Here is a 16,320-nt window from a genome sequence, read left to right as displayed (position 1 = left end):
TTCGGCATGGACGCAGATGTTTACGCACCACCCAAGGCAGATCTGGAAATTGACGATGGGGTGCTGGAAGAGTTTTACGTCGTCTCGAAGAGCAAGTTTCTGACGCTGTATTTGTCGACGCTGGGCCTTTACGGCATCTATTGGTACTACCGCAACTGGAAGCAGCAGAAGCAGGCGCATGGCTTGTCCATCTGGCCGCTGCCGCGAGCGATCTTTCAGGTGTTTTTCATTCATTCGCTGTTCCGCGCCATCAGCGATGGGCTGCGCCGCAACGGCCTGAGCTACGCCTGGAATGCCGGATCGGTGGCGACGCCGCTGGTCATCATCACGCTCATTTCAAACGTGGCGGATCGTCTGTCCGCCAAGGATATTGGCGAACCCTGGACCGGGCTGATCTCCCTTGCCACGCTGTTCGTGATGGCAGCGCTCCTGAATCTTGCACAAGGCGCAGTGAATGCTGCCTGCAAGGATCCGCAGGGGCTCAGCAACAAGGAGTTTTCCGGCGCCAATATCGTGTGGATCGTCCTCGGGGTGATTTTCTGGGCCCTGGCGTTGTTCGGCACGATCGGACCGCTGTTTGCGCCTGCGTTCTTCGAGTAATCCTGCCGGGCAGAGAGGGCTGCGCATGTCATCATCCCCGCCATGAGCAGCCCCTTGCCGGAGCAATTCGCCACCGATCTGCGCCTGCTGCTGGCGGCGCAGGCTGATCCTGCGCGCGCCGCACCGATGGCGGCTTACATGAAGCAGCGTTTCGCGTTTTTCGGCATTCCGACGCCAGCCCGGCGCGCGGCGGTGAAGCCGGCTTTTGCGAGTCTGGGCAAGGCACCGGAGGCGGACTGGCTGCTGGCGGTAGCGGAAGCGCTGTGGGCGTTTGATGAGCGCGAGTGTCAGTATGTGGCGGTGGATCTGCTGGTGAAGTTTGCGGCGCGCTTCGAGACGCGGCATGAGCCACAACTGGCGGCGCTGGTGCGGGCGAAGGCCTGGTGGGATTCGGTCGATCTGCTGGCGGCGCATGTGTATGGCGGGCTTTGTCGCCGCGCGCCGTCGCTGCGTGTACGGCTGGATGCGTATGCCACGCACGAGGATATGTGGTTGCGGCGGGTGGCGATCCTGCATCAGCTCATGTATGCCGGCGAGACGGACAGGGCGCGTCTCGCGGCGATCCTGAGCGCCAATCTGGATCAGCCGGATTTCTTCATTCGCAAGGCGATGGGCTGGGCGCTGCGCCAGTTCGCCCGTACTGATCCGGACTGGGTGCGCGAATGGCTGGCGGCGCATGCCGATCAGGTTTCCGGCCTGACCCGGCGCGAGGCGCTCAAGCGTCTCTGATTCCTCTTCTGTAGATCCGCATCTGGCAAGCTTCTTCAGTCACAAACCTTGAAAAGGCTTGTTGCGCTTGCCTGTGCAGGATGCCTTGCTGGAGAGCCTTGTCCGGTGCGGCTCTTCAGGCGGGCGCTCGCCACGCCTCCAGCGCGATCAGCACTTCGTCAATCTCGGCGAGATAGCGCAAGCCTTCGATGGCGGGTGCTCGTTCGCACAGATGGCGGCCGCCGGCCCACAGGGCGATGCTGGCCGGCAGCAGGCGGCGCAGCTCTGCAAGGTGGGCCCAGGCCTGACGGGCTGGGTAGTGGGGGCTGAAGGAGAGCGCGACGATATCGAACGCGCCGCCCGTGGCCGTGCTGACGATATCGCCCAGCGGGGTCTGGGTACCGAGTGAGGTGCAGTGCGCACCCTCGGGCACGAGCAGGGCTTCGGCCATCAGCAGGCCGAGGCTGTGCAATTCGTCGGGCAGGGTGGTCAGCAGAATGCGCGGCTGTGCCCCCGGAATGCGCAGGGCGTGTACGGCACCGCGCAACACGTTCTGCAATTGCTCGGTGTACAGGTGCTCTTCGCCCACCGTGATCTCGCCACGCAGCCAGGCCAGCCCGACTTCGATATTCAGCGGTGCCACCAGCTCAACCACGAAGCGCTGCAAGCCATGCCGGAGCAGGTTCTGCTGCAGGGCGCTGCGCAGCTCCTCGCTGCGCTGTGCTTGCAGCAGAGCGATCAGCTCGGCGCACTGAGCCGGCGCGGCCTGACGGCTTTCTTCTTTGCCCAGCCATTCACCAAGCGTGGCGTCGTCAGCCGCGAAAATCTTGCCGGGGCGCATGCCCTGGTCGATCAGACGTTTGATCTGGCGGAGCCGGGCGATCTGCTCGGGCGGGTACAGGCGTTCGCCGTTCGCGTCGCGCAGCGGCTGCGGGAAGCCGTAGCGGCGCTCCCAGACACGCAAGGTGTCCTTGAGCAGACCTGTATCGCGCTCAACGGCGGCAATCGGCAAACCTGCCGGGATGATTTCTGTTTTGTTCATTTTGTCCTGGACAAAACGTTGACGTGGATCAATCTAATGGCTATGGTAGCTACATGAGCTTGAATTGTCCAGGACAAAGCACAATGAAAACCAATCTGCGTGAAGCGAGATCTGCGGCCGGAAAGATGGCTGGAAGTCTGCCGAAGTTGTTTGTATCCATGGCCGGGATTCTTGGCGCCGCCTTGGTTTTCTCTGCATTCATGGTGGGGCAGGGGGTGGCTGCGCAGGGGCCGGATGTGGCTTCTGATGATCTGGATGCGGAGTTGATGTTGCGGATTCTGCATCGCAACTCAGTTTCGACAATCTGGCCGCAAGCGCTGCATGTTGTCCTGGACAAATAATCAATTTCTTTGCTGGAGCTTGAACATGAATGCACCCGAAAAAAAACGTTTCCCCGCGCCCTCTGCTTCTTCCGGCCGGCGCCGGATTGCCGTGGTCGGCGGCGGAATCGCCGGTCTTGGCGCGGCTTGGCTGCTCGGGCGCCAGCATGCGGTGACCTTGTTCGAGGCGGGCAACTATGCCGGCGGCCACGCCAATACCGTCGAGGTGAGCGTGGACGGCATCACGCATCCGGTAGACACAGGCTTTCTGGTTTTCAACCGGCGCACCTATCCGAATCTGTGCGGTCTGTTCCGGGAACTCGAAGTGCCTGTGTTCGACAGCAGCATGTCTTTCGGGGTGAGCCTGAGCGCACGCGATATCGAGTGGTCCGGCTCGGGCCTCGGTGCCTTGTTCGCACAGACATCCAATCTGGCGCGTCCGGCTTTCTGGGGCATGCTGCGCGATCTGCTGCGCTTCAATCGCGAGACGACGCGGCTGGCGCGAGATCACGCAGCGCCGGATGTTTCGCTGGGCGCCTATCTGGATGCAAACGGCTACGGTGCGGCGTTTCGCGACTGGTATCTGCTGCCGATGGCGGCGGCGATCTGGTCCTGCCCCACGCAGCAGATGCTGGCCTACCCGCTCACCACCTTCCTGCGCTTCTGCCACAACCACGGCCTGCTGCAGATCATCGACCAGCCGCAGTGGCTGACGGTGTTGGGCGGATCGCGCGAATACGTCAAACGCATGTTGCCGGGAATTCCGGATCTGCGTCTGGCCTCGCCCGTGCTGTCGGTGCGGCGTGATGCGCAAGGCGTGCAGGTGGAGAGTCGCCATGGTGTCGAGAATTTCGACGCCATCGTCTTTGCCTGCCACAGCGACCAGACCCTGCGTATTCTGGGCGATGCGGCCACACCGGCCGAGCGCGCCGTGCTGGGGGCGGTGAAATACCAGCCGAATCGCGCGGTGCTGCATACCGATGCCACCTTGCTGCCGCGCCGCGAGAAGGCCTGGGCGGCGTGGAATTATCTGGCGGGCGAGGGCAGTCCCGATCAGCGCCCGGTGAGCGTGTCTTACCTGCTTAACAAGCTGCAACCGCTGCCATTCAAATCGCCGGTGGTGTTGTCGCTGAATCCTTTCCGCGAAGCAAATCCGGCCAAGGTGCTGGCGGAGTTTGAATACGACCATCCGGTTTTCGATCAGGCTGCTATCGACGCGCAGGCGTATCTGCCTGCTTTGCAGGGGCAGCAGCACACCTGGTTTGCCGGCGCATGGACGGGTTATGGCTTCCACGAAGACGGGCTGAAGTCTGGCGTGGAAGTCGCGGCGATGCTGGGGGCGGTTGCCCCGTGGCGGGCGCGCAGCCTTGATCTTCAGAAGGAGCCCGTGTGAAGCCGCGCCTGCTCTACGGCTCCGTCGTGCATGCCCGCCATGCCACGGCCAGCAACGCTTTCAGCTACGCCATGTTCACGCTGTGGCTGCCGCTGTCGCAACTGGCCGAGGCTGCTTCGGCCGTGCTGGGCATCGAGAAATTCCGCCTGTTCTCCTTTTTCAACCGTGACCATGGCGCGCGCGATGGCTCGCCGCTGCTGCCGTGGGTCCGCGCCATCCTGCATGACAAAGGGCTGGCGGAAGTCTGCGATGGCGAAATCGTGCTGCAGACCATGCCGCGCCTCTTCGGCTTTGTCTTCAATCCGGTGAGCTTCTGGTATTGCCACGACCGGGCGGGCGGTTTGCGTGCGGTGCTTGCCGAGGTGAACAACACTTTCGGTGAGCACCACAACTACCTCGTCGCGCATGCCGACCGGCGTGTGATCGGGCCGGACGATGTGCTGGTGGCGCAGAAAGTCTTTCACGTCTCGCCCTTCTTCCCGGTGCGCGGGGAGTACCACTTCAACTTCGTCCGGCGTGGTGAGCGCCTGACGGTGGGCATCGACCTCTTCGATGAGGGCAACAAGCAACTGACCACCCGCCTGATCGGCGCGGAGCAAGCGCTGAGCGCCAGCAATCTCTTGCGCGCCTGGCTGCGCTGCCCGCTCCTGACGCTGGGCGTGGTGTATCGCATCAACTGGCAGGCGCTGCGGCTTGTCGCCAAACGCGTGCAGTTCTTCACAAAACCTCAAGCCCCCAGAGAGGAAACAACATGAACAGCCATTCCCTTTCCGCGATTCACGCCACCGCATTGCCACGCGCAGCCACCCTGGTATTGCGTATGCTGGAGGGCATCGAGGGCGGCAGTCTGGTGCTGCGCCTGCCGGACGCCTCGCAACGCGTTCTTGGCAACGGGCCTCTGCAAGCCACCTTGCATGTGGATGACTGGCAAGTCTTCGAGCGCATCATCAGCCACGGCTCGATCGGCTTTGCCGAAGACTACATGGCGGGCTTGTGGAGCACCGATCATTTGCCGGCCTTGCTGACCCTGCTGGCGCAGAACCGCCCGGCGCTGGAGCGGGCGATTCACGGCAATGCGCTGCGCCTGGCGATGCATTGGGTGTGGCACCGCCTGCGCCCGAACAGCAAGCGCGGCTCGAAGAAGAACATCGAAGCGCACTACGATCTGGGCAATGATTTTTACCGCGAGTGGCTGGATGAATCGATGAGCTATTCCAGCGCGCTGTATGCCACGCCGGAACAGAGCTTCGAGGAAGCGCAGCTGGAGAAGTATCGCCACGCGCTGCGCACACTGGAAGTGAAACCCGGCCAGCATATCCTGGAAGTGGGCTGCGGCTGGGGCGGATTTGCCGAGGTGGCGGCACTGGAATTTGGCTGCCGCGTGACCGGCCTGACCCTGTCGCACGAGCAACTGGCCTGGGCGCGTGAGCGGGCAGTGAAGAATGGTTTTTCCGATAAGGCGGAGTTCGTGTTGCGTGATTATCGCGACGAGCGCGGGCAGTACGACCATATCGTCTCCATCGAGATGATCGAGGCGGTGGGCGAGGCTTACTGGCCTTCGTATTTCTCGCAATTGCGAGCGCTGCTCAAACCCGAAGGCCGGGTGGTGGTGCAGGCGATCACGATTGCGGATGAGCTCTTCGCGCATTACCGCAAGGATGTGGATTTCATCCAGCGCTACATCTTCCCCGGCGGCATGTTGCCCTCGCCGCAGATCTTTCATCAGCAAGCCGACAAGGCGCGGCTGGTGGTGCACAAGGCCCACGCCTTCGGGCTGGATTACGCCCGCACCCTCAACGAGTGGCTGCAGCGCTTCAACGCCAAACTCGACACGGTGCGCGCACAAGGTTTTGACGAGCGCTTCGTGCGCATGTGGCAGTTCTATCTGGCCTATTGCGAAGCCGGTTTCCGCGCCAGGAGTACCGACGTGTATCAGTTCGTGCTGAGCCATCGCGGAGCCTGATCATGAAAGGCCTGGGCCTCAGTCTGCTGCTGATGTGTGTTCTGCACGCAGCGCAAGCCATTCCCGATGTCGTGCGTGAGCAGGCAGGGGGCTGGCGTGCGCTTGGGCAGGGCACGATGCGCTGGTTCGGGCTGCAGCTTTATACCGCCGAGCTGTGGAGCAGCCGGCCGGTGTATGACCCGGCAAGTCCCTTTGCGCTCAAGCTCACCTACGCCCGTTCTTTTTCCGGCGTGCGGATTGCCAGCGCCAGCGTGGATGAGATGCGCCGCATCGGCATCAATGACGAGGCGCTGCTGACGCGCTGGAAAGCTCACATGGACAGGCTGTTTCCGGACGTGCGCGAAGGCGACACGCTCACGGGGGTGAATCTGCCCGGCAAGGGCGTGGCCTTCTACCGGGGCGAGGCTTTGCTGGGCGAGGTGAATGAGCCGGCCTTTGCCACAGCTTTCTTCGGCATCTGGCTGGATGCGCGCACGCGCGAGCCGACGTTGCGGCTGCAGTTGCTGGGACAGGCAAGATGACTCAGGCAGCGCTTGCCGCACCTGCGCCGCTGAGCGAGGGATCGCTGCCCTTACTCGGCGCTTACGGTCTGCTTGGCCTGCCGCTGGCCTTCGTCGCGCTGCCGATCTACGTGCATGTACCCAAGCTCTACGCGGATTTCGGCTTGTCGCTGTCGGCCATCGGAGCGGTGCTTCTGCTGGCACGGATCTGGGATGCTGTGATTGATCCGCTGATTGGTGCATTAGGGGATCGCTGGGGGCTGCGTCGCGCGGCGATCTTTGCGGCCGTGCCGCTGCTCACCGCAGGGCTGCTGGGTCTGCTCCACCCCCCAGCTGGAGAGGCAAGCGTAGCGCGGCTCCTGGGCATGCTGCTGATCGTGTATCTGGGTTATTCGCTGGCCGCGGTGAATCACCACGCCTGGGGGGCCGAGCTCTCGTCGCACACGCATCTGCGGACCCGCATCGTGGCCGTGCGCGAGGGCTTTGCGCTGCTTGGAGTGGTGTTGGCTGCGGCTTTGCCTTCATTCATGGGCGCGACGCTGGCCGAAGGCTTGGGGCGTTTGTCCTGGCTGTTTGTGGTGATCTTGTTGTTGTCGGCCGCGGCTTTGATTGCCGTGCCGCAGGCGCCGGTGAGCAATGCTCCGGCGCTGCGTGGGACGCTGATCCAGGCTTTGTTCAAGGGGCGTTTTCTGCGCCTGCTCGGCGTATTCGCCCTGAGCGGTATTGCAGCAGCCATCCCGGCGTCATTGGTGCTGTTTTTCGTGGCCGATGTGCTGCAGGCCGGTGCGTATTCCGGCGGCTATCTGGCGCTGTATTTCGTCGCGGGTGCGGCGGGCCTGCCGCTGTGGGTCTGGCTGTCCCGGCGCATCGGCAAGCTGCGCGCCTGGGGTGCGGGCATGGCCTTGTCGATTCTGGTGTTTGTGTGGGCTGGCACGTTGGGCGCGGGCGACCTGATTCCGTTCGGCGTGATTTGTGCGCTGTCTGGCTTGGCTCTGGGCGCCGATCTGGCCCTGCCGCCTTCTGCGCTGGCCGATGTGATCGAGCGCGAAGGCGGTGGTGCGGGCAGCTATTTCGGCTGGTGGAATTTCGTATCCAAGCTGAATCTGGCGCTGGCTGCGGGGCTGAGTCTGCCCTTGCTGGCCTGGCTGGGCTATGTACCGGGCAGCACGGACGCGCAAGGGCATGTGGCGCTGGCCTGGGTGTATGCCGGGGTGCCGGCGATCTTGAAATGCATGGCGCTGGCGCTGTTGTGGCGGCAGCGAGTGGCGATTGAATCCGCGTGAATCCGAGGAGTTTGAAAATGAAAAGAATCCTGAGTGTGTGTGCCGGTCTGCTGATGCTGTTGAGCGGTTGTGCTAGTGTGGAGGTGAGTGATTATCGAACCGAGGAACCAGCGCTTGATCTGCGCCAGTACTTCAACGGCAAGCTGGATGCCTGGGGCATGTTCCAGGACCGCTCTGGCAAGGTGATCAAGCGCTTTCATGTGGCGATGAAGGCGAGCTGGCAGGGCGATGTGGGGACGCTGGACGAGGACTTCACCTATTCGGATGGCACGACGCAGAAGCGCATCTGGACGCTGACGCGTCAGCCGGATGGCAACTACATCGGGCGGGCAGCGGATGTGGTCGGCGAGGCGCGCGGCGAACTCTCCGGTAACGCTCTGCGCTGGCGCTACGTGCTGGCCCTGCCAGTGGATGGCAAGGTCTATGAAGTGAACTTCGATGACTGGATGTTCCTCATCGACGACAAGGTGATGCTCAATCGTTCTTTCATGAGCAAGTTCGGTATCGATCTGGGGCAGGTCACCTTGTCGTTCACCAAAGAGTGAAGCGTGAGGAGTGAGGCGTGATGAAACCCTTGAACCCGAAGATCACGGACTGGCGCGGCAAGCGGGTGTGGATCGTCGGCGCCTCGACCGGCATCGGTGAGGCGCTGGCGCGTGAGCTGGCGGCGCGCAGCGCGCGGCAGGTATTGTCGGCACGTGGCGTCGAGCGTCTGGCCGCTCTGGTGGCCGATCTTCAGGGGGCCATCGCGCTCAGGCTTGATGCAAGCGACTCTTCAGCCATGCAGGCTGCAGCGCAAGAAGCAGCGCGGCTTCTGGGCGGGCTGGATGTGGTGATCTTCAATGCAGGCACCTACCAGCCGTTGCGGGCCTGGGAGCTGACGCCGGAGAACATCCGGGCGACGCTGAACCTGAACGTGCTTGGTGTGATGGATGGTGTGGCCGCCGTGTTACCCGGCATGCTCGTCGCCGGGCAAGGGCATCTGGTGATTGTGGGTAGCGTTGCGGGCTACCGTGGTTTGCCCAAAGCTGCGGTGTACGGCGCATCGAAAGCTGCGCTGATCAACTTTGCCGAGTCGATCTACATGGATCTGGCGCCGCGTGGCATCGGCGTGAGTCTGGTCAGCCCCGGCTTCGTCGCGACACCGCTGACGGCTCAGAATGATTTCAAGATGCCGGCGCTGATCACTGCGCAGCAGGCTGCTGGCGAAATCCTCAAGGGGCTCGCCCGCGGCGAATTCGAAATCCATTTCCCGAAGCGCTTTTCGCGATTCCTGAAAATGCTGCAGATGCTGCCGAACCGGCTGTATTTCGCGCTTGTCTCCCGCACCGCAAAACCATGAATGACACCCTGCAAGGCCTGATCGACTGGTACCAGACGCTGACGCTGGAGAGCGTCGGGCGGGTGGGCGAGTTCTACGCGCCGGACGCGCATTTCGTCGACCCTTTCAACGATGTGCGTGGCGTGGCTGCCATCGAGAAAATTTTCCATCACATGTTTACGCAGGTGGAAAATCCACGTTTTCTCGTCAAGGATGTCTGTAGCGGAAGCGAACAGGCCATGCTGGTCTGGGAGTTCAGTTTCCGCTCAGGTGACACGCGCCATGTGGTGCCTGGCGCAACACATCTGCGCTTTGACCCGAAAGGGCAGGTTTGCATCCATCAGGATTACTGGGACCCGGCAAGCGCCCTGTTCATGGGGATTCCCGTGCTGGGGTGGGCATTGCGGGGGATCTACCGGAGATTGCGCGCCGTGTGATGCGCCGATGTTGCGCCGTCTGGATTTGCGGTACTCTTTTGCCGAGAATCCAACAAGGCCGTGGCAAGCGGCCGCACAGACGGGTGGACAAACATGAATGTCTTTGCGCGCAACGTTCTTCTGGTCGACGATCATGCGCTTCTGCAGCATGCACTCAAGTCAATGCTTGAGCCATTGCTGGCAGGAGGCGAGATTGTCTGTGCTGCATCGGCTCAGGATGCCGTCGCTGCTCTGCGAGCCGGCAAGACTTTTCATCTCGTGTTGCTGGATCTGAAGCTGCCTGACAGTGATGGTCTGCGGCTGATGACCCTGTTGCGTCGCGAGGTGCCGGGCGTGCCGGTAGCGATCTTCTCCGGTCAGGACGCTCCGATCTATCGCCAGCTGGCGCGTGAGGCGGATGCCGATGGTTTCCTCTCCAAGTCGCTGGACCCGAACGCACTGATCGATGGTGTGCGCACGCTGTTGTCCGGTCGTCGTTTCTATGACGATCAGCTGGAGCGTGGGCGTGCCCTGCAGGCCGGCGAGACCCGCCCGCGCCCGAAGCTCAGCCCGAAGCAGGAACGTGTGCTGTGCTGTTTGATGGAAGGCCTGTCGAACAAGGAAATCGCCCAGCGTCTGGATCTTTCCGAACGGACGGTGAAGATGCACCTGACCTCCGTGTATCACGTGCTGGGTGTGAATACCCGCTCGCAGGCGATTCTGGTTGGCCAGACCCTGAATCTCTCAATGCCGCCGGAAGATGCTTGAGCGCAACACGGTTTCCTCCGCGAGGCTGCTCTCCACGATTCGTGTCGCGCTTTCGGCCATTTTCATTACCAGCCTGGGTTTTCTCCTGGCTGCCGGGCTGAGTGTTTTTGGTGTCTTGTGGTGTGTGGCTACCTGGGGAGCGCTGGCCCTGATCTGGGTACTGCTGAGTCGTTACCGGGCTTGCCTGGAAGCGGATGCGGAGGCGACAGACACAGCTGTGATGCCGGTATCCGCGCAGCAGCGTGAAGGCGAATTCCTCTCCTCAATGGGGCATGATCTGCGCCAGCCCGCTCAGGCCATTGCCTTGTTTGCGGCCACCTTGTCTGCGCATCCCCTGCCGGACTCTTCGCGCAAGCTGGTTGCCGGCATTGAGTCGGCCGTGCAGCAGCTTTCCGAGCAGCTTGAAGCGGTCTTCAACATCGCCAAGGCTGAGGCAGGCCGGGTCGACTGTCAGTTGGGGCCTGTAGCGCTGGATGAGGTGTTCTCGCATGCTGTTGCCAATCAGCTGGACGAGGCACATGAACGGCAGCTGCACCTGCGCCGTGTGACGACTCGGCGGCATGTGCTGGCTGACGAGACCCTTCTGCTGCGGGTGATTGATCGCATGCTTGCGCATGCGCTGACCATCACCAAAGAGGGCGGGGTTGTGCTGGGAAGCCGCCTGCGTGGCGATGTCGTGGTGATCGAAGTCTGGGATAGCAGCGAAGGCATTCCTGCCGAGCAGTTGCCTGCGGTTTTCGTGCCTGGCTCGGTGTATGGTCAGCAGCTGGCAGACCGGGGCCTTGGGTTGGTGCTGGCCCGTCGCCTGACGGAATTGATGCGGGGGCATCTGTCGATCAGCTCGGAGAGTGGGCGAGGGTGCATCTTGCGCCTGACGCTCCCCCGCGCCTGAACGCCTGGCATGAAATCCTCGCGGCATCTGCTCGCGAGGATTTTCCATTCCCTGATTACTCTGCGCTTGCCGGGGCCGTCTTGCTGCTGGAGGACTGCTCGGGCAGGGCGTTGAGTTGTTTGGCGCGTTCGGGCGAGATGACTTCGAACATGCTGACCACCTTCTGCACACCTGAGGTGTTGCGTGCGACTTCGGTGGCAGCCTGTGCTTCGCCTGCTGTGACCTCGCCGAGCAGATAAACGATCCCCGACTCGGTTACGACTTTTACGTGGTGGCCCGAGATGTAGGGAGAGTCGAAGAGGCGTGCCTTGACCTTGGTGGTAAGGAATGAATCATTGTTGCGACTCGAAAAGGATGCCGGGTAGCCGATCGAGATCTCGTTGAAAACTTCGCGTACATTGGCCAGCCCCCGGGCCAGATTCTCCACTTCGCTGCGGCTGGAGGCGTCGATGGCTTGCCCGGTCAGCAGAACCCAGCGATTGAATGAGGTCGCCTGTGCTGCAGTTCTGGCTTCCAGATCCTTAGGGAAGCTGCGGTTGAATTTGACCTCGATCTCGCGATCCATGATCTGTTCGCCATAAGTGCGACGATCAAGGGTTGAGGTGACTCCCGTGCCTACGCCGACAACCGCCAGCGGCACACAGGCTTGAAGCAATGCGGCTGCAGACAATATGGTGACCAGCGTGCGCAGTGAAGTGTGGTGCGTCATGTTTCTTCTCCCATCAGCAGACAATCGATGCCATCGCAGATGCAGTGGATGGCCAGTATGTGAACTTCCTGAATGCGTGCCGTCCGATCGTGCGGTACGCAAACATGTACATCCCCCTCTTTGAGCATTTCGGCGAGCATGCCGCCGCCTTTGCCCGTCAGTGCCACTACGCGCAGGTCACGTTCATGGGCTGCTTCTACGGCAGCCAGTACATTGGGTGATTCGCCGCTGGTTGAAATGGCCAGCAGCACATCGCCGGATTGGCCCAGTGCCCGGATCTGCTTGGCGAAGACCTGTTCCCAGCTGTAATCATTGGCGATGGCCGAAATGGCCGAGGTGTCAGTGGTCAGGGCTATGGCAGCCAGTTCCGGGCGTTCGCGTTCAAAGCGACCGAGCAGTTCGGCGGTGAAGTGCTGAGCATCGGCAGCTGAGCCGCCGTTGCCGCAAGCGAGAATCTTGCCGTTGGATAACAGGGCGCGGACCATCGATTCGGTGGCTTCCAGAATCGGCATGGAAAGCGCCTCGGCGCAGGCCAGCTTGGTCTGGGCGCTGTCTTCGAAGTGCAGGGCGATGCGAGAGATCAGGTCCATGCCTCAGACCGCCAGGCCGGTGAGTTCGTTGCAGCCCAGCGCGATGTTCATGCACTGGATCGCCGCACCGGAAGCGCCTTTCCCCAGGTTGTCAAAGCGAGTGACGAGCAGGATCTGTTCGGCATGTCCGAAGACGAAGAGCTCGGCGCGATTGGTGTTGTTGCAGCGCGTGGCGGGCAGAAAACCGGCTTCGACCACCTCGCCGCCGCCCAGCGGCATTACTTTCACACAGGCTTCGTCGCCGTAGTAACGGCTCAGCTCGGCATGCACCGCTTCCGGCGTGAGGCCGTTCAGCAGACGCGGCAGCAGCGGCACCGAGACCAGCATGCCTTGCGCGAAGGGGCCGACTACCGGGCTGAATACGGGCGCGTGGGCAATGCCGGTGAGCACTTTCATTTCCGGCAGATGCTTGTGACCCAGACCCAGCGCGTAGATGCGCGGGCTGAGCATGTGGTCCGGCAGGGCGCCCTGGCCTTCGTAGTCCGCAATCATCTCCTTGCCGCCGCCGCTGTAGCCGGTAAGCGAGGTGCAGGTGAGTGGATAGTCGGCGGGCACGAGGCCGGCTGCCACCAGCGGGGCGACGGAGAGGATGAAGCCGGTGGCGTGGCAGCCCGGCACCGCGATGCGCTGGGACGTGCGGATGCGCTCGCGCTGGCCAAGCAGCTCGGGCAGGCCATAGACCCAGTCGGGATTGGTGCGGTGTGCGGTGCTGGCATCCAGAAAGCGCGTACGGGTATTGTCTGGCTTCAGCAGCGCGACAGATTCTTTCGAAGCGGCATCGGGCAGGCACAGAAAGACTACGTCGGCGGCGTTGATGTACTCGGCTTTCACCGCCGGGTCTTTGCGCTTGTCCTCCGGGATTGTCAGTACTTCTACGTCTGTGCGACCAGCGAGCCGCTCGTCAATCTTGAGTCCGGTGGTGCCGTGACGGCCGTCGATGAAAATCTTGTAAGTCATGGGTGCCTCTGGGGAATACCTGTTGCGTCAGAGCGGATTGTAAACGAGAGGTTCAAAAGAAAACCCCCGCCGATCACTCGGAGGGGGTTTGTACGCGATCAATGCTGCCGTTCCGTGACGGAGCGGCAAGGCAATGATTAGCGAGCCTGCCAGCCGCCGTCGACGTTCACGATGGCGCCGTTGACGTAGTCGGAAGCGGAGGAAGCCAGGAACACGGCGGTGCCGGCCAGATCTTCCGGCTCGCCCCAACGGCCGACCGGGATGCGATCCAGGATGGCCTGATTGCGGGCGGCGTCAGCGCGGATCGGAGCAGTGTTCGCGGTTGCGATGTAGCCCGGAGCGATGCCGTTGCAGTTGATGCCCTTGGCGCCCATTTCGTTGGCGATCAGCTTGGTGATGCCAGCGATGCCGTGCTTGGAGGCGGTGTAACCCGGAACCAGGATGCCACCTTGATAGGAGAGCATCGAGCAGATGTTGATGATCTTGCCCTTGCCGTTGCGGCCAACCACGTGGCGGCAGAAGGCTTGCGACAGGTACATCGGTGCATACAGGTTGATCTGCATGACGAAGTCGAAGTCTTCTTCGGTGTGCTCGAGGAACGGAGCGCGGCGGATGGTGCCAGCCACGTTGGCGAGGATGTCAACTTGACCAGCCAGTGCGACGGCTTCGTCGATCACCTTCTGGGGAGCGCCCTTGGCGGTCAGGTTGGCTTGCAGGTACCACCACTTGCCACCGGTCTTGGCGACAGCGGCGTCCATGGCGGCGGTCGATTCGGCGGCCATCGGTGCGAAGTCAGCACAGATGACGTTGGCGCCTGCTTCAGCCAGCTTGGCCGAGATTGCAGCGCCAATGCCTTGTGCGCCGCCGGTAACGAGGGCGACCTTGCCCTTCAGATCAAACGGATTGCTCATTCTGTAACTCTCCCGATAATGAAAAAGCCCGTTCGCAGGGGGAAGGGCTGTTTGGTGACCCGTGGCGCCTTTGGTACGGCTTTCCGGTTCCGGCGCCAGAACCGGACCCGCAAGTGTAGCAGGCTGCACAAGGAGTGCTTCGAGTTTACCCGAATCTATCAGGACTGACACTTGCGATAGGCCACCTAGGGCTCGCAAGCCTCGGCTCTTTTGCGCAGGATCAAGGCCCGGAGCGGAGTCGGGCCGAGACCTCCACCTCGATGCGCTGGCGTGGGTCCGGATGCTCACGCAGCCGGCTGATGCGTGCCTGCAATGGTGTGCCGCGATCCAGTGCGCGGGCGACTGCACCGTTATCCGTGCGAGGCAGGTAACCCAGTTTCTGATCTCGCCAATCTACGCGAACCGCCAGACTGTCGTGCGGATTGTTTGCTTCGCGGATCAGCGTGAGTGTGTCACCTTCGTGCAGCAGCGGCCAGATTGCAGGACCTGTGTGATACGTGAAACCGGCTAATGGGACGCGCTGAATGATCAGGCGTGGCGCCTCTGCTTGGGCGAGGCCTCCGAACAGGAGCAGGCTGCAGAGCAGCCACTGGCGCGGCATTTCAGAAGCCATCCATGAAGAAGGCCGCCTGCAGCCACTCTGCGCGCTTGTCATCCAGTGCATCAAGCAATACGGCGTCAAAGCGGCAGGGACGCCGGGAGTAGGCGCTGCCCGCGCCTTGCAGCCAATGCCTCGCGGCGAGCACGATGCGGTGCTGTTTGGCGGGCGTAATGCTGGCGGCGGCTCCACCGAAGTCACTGTTCTTGCGCAGGCGTACTTCCACAAAAACAATATGGCCCGCATGCTCGGCAATGAGATCGATTTCGCCGCCCTTGTAGCGTGTATTACGGGCGAGGATCTTTGCGCCGTGGGCGATCAGGTGCTGCTCGGCAAGCCGCTCTGCGCGGGCGCCCGCAGGTTGCACGGCTGGAGACGCTTGCCGGACGCGGCTTCGCAGCACACAATCGGCCACCTTTCTGAACCTCGCGCTCCAGTCGCTCCACACGCTCATGGCCATCCTCTTGTCAGATGAAAACCCGCTGCACGCCTCGCCAGCATTGTATGTAGTCGCGACCCCACTGGGGAACCGGCTGGACATCAGTCTGCGTGCGCTTGCGGTGCTGAAGTCTGTTGGCACCGTGGCGGCCGAGGATACGCGCCACAGCCTCAAGCTCCTCGATGCACACGGCATCAGCGCAAGGATGTTGGCGGTGCACGAACACAACGAGCAGGAAGGAGCGACGCGCATCATCGCCTTGCTCGAATCCGGCCAGCATGTTGCCCTGATCACCGATGCCGGCACTCCTGCCGTGTCCGATCCTGGCGCACGCCTAGTCGCGCGGGTGCAGGAAGCCGGTTATCCGGTTGTGCCGGTACCTGGCGCCAGCGCCGTGATTGCGGCGCTGTCCGCCTCGGGTCTGGCTGCCGCCCATTTCCACTTCCACGGTTTCCTGCCGCCGAAGCCCACGGCCCGCAAGGCCGCACTGGAAAAGTTGCGTGGCATTGATGCTGCATTGGTGTTCTACGAAGCGCCGCACCGGGTGCTGGAGACCGTTGAAGATCTGGTTACGGTGTTCGAACCCGAACGCGCAATCGTCTTTGCCCGCGAGCTGACCAAGCTCTTCGAGCAGATCGCGCGCATGCCCTTGAGCGAAGCACAGGCCTGGATTACTGCTGACCCGAATCGTCAGCGTGGCGAGTTTGTCATCCTTGTAGGCCCCGCGCCGCAGGCCGAAGGCATTTCGCCCGAAGCCGAGCGTGTGCTCAAGCTGTTGCTGGCTGAGCTGCCCCTGAAAACGTCGGCCAAGCTGGCTGCCGAGATCACGGGCGTGGCCAAAAACACACTCTACGAGCACGCGTTGAGACTCAAGGAATAGCGGCTGCTGGAGCGGGGGGCTTTCTCCGAT

General features: G+C 62.3%; 21 protein-coding genes. 14 read left to right on the top strand and 7 right to left on the bottom strand.

The window, feature by feature from the left end:
• Nucleotides 1-6: 6 nt before the first annotated feature.
• Both Q9Q94_RS01395 and Q9Q94_RS01390 read left to right on the top strand, forming a co-directional pair.
• The gene (locus Q9Q94_RS01395; RefSeq protein WP_305978231.1) at nt 7-600 is read left to right on the top strand and encodes a hypothetical protein; all 594 of its coding nucleotides are present in this window, start codon (nt 7-9) and stop codon (nt 598-600) included.
• A gap of 42 nt (nt 601-642) precedes the next feature.
• Nucleotides 643-1,329 carry a DNA alkylation repair protein gene (locus Q9Q94_RS01390; protein ID WP_305978230.1) on the top strand — a complete coding sequence of 229 codons (687 nt, stop codon included), beginning with the start codon at nt 643-645 and terminating at the stop codon, nt 1,327-1,329.
• Nucleotides 1,330-1,444: 115 nt separating this feature from the next.
• Here Q9Q94_RS01390 and Q9Q94_RS01385 read toward each other — a convergent pair whose 3' ends face one another.
• Nucleotides 1,445-2,350 carry a MerR family transcriptional regulator gene (locus Q9Q94_RS01385; protein WP_305978229.1) on the bottom strand — a complete coding sequence of 302 codons (906 nt, stop codon included), beginning with the start codon at nt 2,348-2,350 and terminating at the stop codon, nt 1,445-1,447.
• 83 nt (nt 2,351-2,433) lie between these two features.
• Here Q9Q94_RS01385 and Q9Q94_RS01380 point away from each other — a divergent pair, with 83 nt between their 5' ends.
• The 11 genes from Q9Q94_RS01380 (at nt 2,434) to Q9Q94_RS01330 (ending at nt 11,206) form a co-directional block, all read left to right on the top strand.
• A complete protein-coding gene (locus Q9Q94_RS01380) occupies nt 2,434-2,691 on the top strand; it encodes a hypothetical protein (RefSeq protein ID WP_305978228.1) in 258 nt (85 codons plus the stop codon).
• A 25-nt stretch (nt 2,692-2,716) separates the two neighbouring features.
• Nucleotides 2,717-4,063 carry an NAD(P)/FAD-dependent oxidoreductase gene (locus Q9Q94_RS01375; RefSeq protein ID WP_305978227.1) on the top strand — a complete coding sequence of 449 codons (1,347 nt, stop codon included), beginning with the start codon at nt 2,717-2,719 and terminating at the stop codon, nt 4,061-4,063.
• The gene (locus Q9Q94_RS01370) at nt 4,060-4,818 is read left to right on the top strand and encodes a DUF1365 domain-containing protein (protein ID WP_305978226.1); all 759 of its coding nucleotides are present in this window, start codon (nt 4,060-4,062) and stop codon (nt 4,816-4,818) included. The genes Q9Q94_RS01375 and Q9Q94_RS01370 overlap by 4 nt, the downstream gene beginning before the upstream one ends.
• Nucleotides 4,815-6,026 carry a cyclopropane-fatty-acyl-phospholipid synthase family protein gene (locus tag Q9Q94_RS01365; protein WP_305978225.1) on the top strand — a complete coding sequence of 404 codons (1,212 nt, stop codon included), beginning with the start codon at nt 4,815-4,817 and terminating at the stop codon, nt 6,024-6,026. The genes Q9Q94_RS01370 and Q9Q94_RS01365 overlap by 4 nt, the downstream gene beginning before the upstream one ends.
• Before the next feature lie 2 nt (nt 6,027-6,028).
• Nucleotides 6,029-6,547, top strand: coding sequence for a chalcone isomerase family protein (locus Q9Q94_RS01360; protein ID WP_305978224.1), 519 nt, complete (start codon nt 6,029-6,031; stop codon nt 6,545-6,547).
• A complete protein-coding gene (locus tag Q9Q94_RS01355; RefSeq protein ID WP_305978223.1) occupies nt 6,544-7,809 on the top strand; it encodes an MFS transporter in 1,266 nt (421 codons plus the stop codon). Before Q9Q94_RS01360 ends, Q9Q94_RS01355 begins: the two co-directional genes overlap by 4 nt.
• Nucleotides 7,810-7,826: 17 nt before the next feature.
• Nucleotides 7,827-8,354: a DUF3833 domain-containing protein gene (locus tag Q9Q94_RS01350; RefSeq protein WP_305978222.1), complete on the top strand. Its 528-nt coding sequence runs from the start codon at nt 7,827-7,829 to the stop codon at nt 8,352-8,354.
• Nucleotides 8,355-8,374: 20 nt separating this feature from the next.
• Nucleotides 8,375-9,151 carry an SDR family oxidoreductase gene (locus Q9Q94_RS01345; RefSeq protein ID WP_305979462.1) on the top strand — a complete coding sequence of 259 codons (777 nt, stop codon included), beginning with the start codon at nt 8,375-8,377 and terminating at the stop codon, nt 9,149-9,151.
• Nucleotides 9,148-9,567: a nuclear transport factor 2 family protein gene (locus Q9Q94_RS01340; RefSeq protein WP_305978221.1), complete on the top strand. Its 420-nt coding sequence runs from the start codon at nt 9,148-9,150 to the stop codon at nt 9,565-9,567. The genes Q9Q94_RS01345 and Q9Q94_RS01340 overlap by 4 nt, the downstream gene beginning before the upstream one ends.
• Nucleotides 9,568-9,660: 93 nt before the next feature.
• Nucleotides 9,661-10,314 carry a response regulator transcription factor gene (locus Q9Q94_RS01335; protein ID WP_305978220.1) on the top strand — a complete coding sequence of 218 codons (654 nt, stop codon included), beginning with the start codon at nt 9,661-9,663 and terminating at the stop codon, nt 10,312-10,314.
• The gene (locus tag Q9Q94_RS01330; RefSeq protein WP_305978219.1) at nt 10,307-11,206 is read left to right on the top strand and encodes a sensor histidine kinase KdpD; all 900 of its coding nucleotides are present in this window, start codon (nt 10,307-10,309) and stop codon (nt 11,204-11,206) included. Before Q9Q94_RS01335 ends, Q9Q94_RS01330 begins: the two co-directional genes overlap by 8 nt.
• Before the next feature lie 55 nt (nt 11,207-11,261).
• On the opposite strand, the gene Q9Q94_RS01325 is transcribed toward Q9Q94_RS01330, so the two are convergent.
• From Q9Q94_RS01325 to Q9Q94_RS01300, 6 genes are all read right to left on the bottom strand, one after another.
• Nucleotides 11,262-11,915, bottom strand: a complete 654-nt coding sequence (locus Q9Q94_RS01325) for a BON domain-containing protein (protein ID WP_305978218.1) — start codon at nt 11,913-11,915, stop codon at nt 11,262-11,264.
• The gene (locus Q9Q94_RS01320) at nt 11,912-12,505 is read right to left on the bottom strand and encodes a phosphoheptose isomerase (protein WP_305978217.1); all 594 of its coding nucleotides are present in this window, start codon (nt 12,503-12,505) and stop codon (nt 11,912-11,914) included. Before Q9Q94_RS01320 ends, Q9Q94_RS01325 begins: the two co-directional genes overlap by 4 nt.
• A gap of 3 nt (nt 12,506-12,508) precedes the next feature.
• On the bottom strand, nt 12,509-13,462 hold the full coding sequence (gene argC, locus Q9Q94_RS01315; RefSeq protein WP_305978216.1) for an N-acetyl-gamma-glutamyl-phosphate reductase: 954 nt from the start codon (nt 13,460-13,462) through the stop codon (nt 12,509-12,511).
• 137 nt (nt 13,463-13,599) lie between these two features.
• Nucleotides 13,600-14,373: an SDR family oxidoreductase gene (locus Q9Q94_RS01310; RefSeq protein WP_305978215.1), complete on the bottom strand. Its 774-nt coding sequence runs from the start codon at nt 14,371-14,373 to the stop codon at nt 13,600-13,602.
• Nucleotides 14,374-14,593: 220 nt separating this feature from the next.
• Nucleotides 14,594-14,986, bottom strand: coding sequence for an HIRAN domain-containing protein (locus Q9Q94_RS01305; RefSeq protein ID WP_305978214.1), 393 nt, complete (start codon nt 14,984-14,986; stop codon nt 14,594-14,596).
• On the bottom strand, nt 14,976-15,338 hold the full coding sequence (locus Q9Q94_RS01300) for a YraN family protein (protein ID WP_371929807.1): 363 nt from the start codon (nt 15,336-15,338) through the stop codon (nt 14,976-14,978). Before Q9Q94_RS01300 ends, Q9Q94_RS01305 begins: the two co-directional genes overlap by 11 nt.
• Nucleotides 15,339-15,423: 85 nt before the next feature.
• Between Q9Q94_RS01300 and rsmI the strand changes: the two genes are divergently transcribed.
• Nucleotides 15,424-16,290, top strand: coding sequence for a 16S rRNA (cytidine(1402)-2'-O)-methyltransferase (rsmI, locus tag Q9Q94_RS01295; RefSeq protein WP_305978212.1), 867 nt, complete (start codon nt 15,424-15,426; stop codon nt 16,288-16,290).
• The last annotated feature ends 30 nt before the right edge of the window (nt 16,291-16,320 follow it).

This window comes from Uliginosibacterium sp. 31-16, from assembly GCF_030730865.1.
Taxonomy (GTDB): Bacteria; Pseudomonadota; Gammaproteobacteria; order Burkholderiales; family Rhodocyclaceae; genus Uliginosibacterium.
The sequence above is the reverse complement of the archived record's forward strand: the minus strand, read 5'-3'. Positions and strand labels throughout refer to the sequence as shown.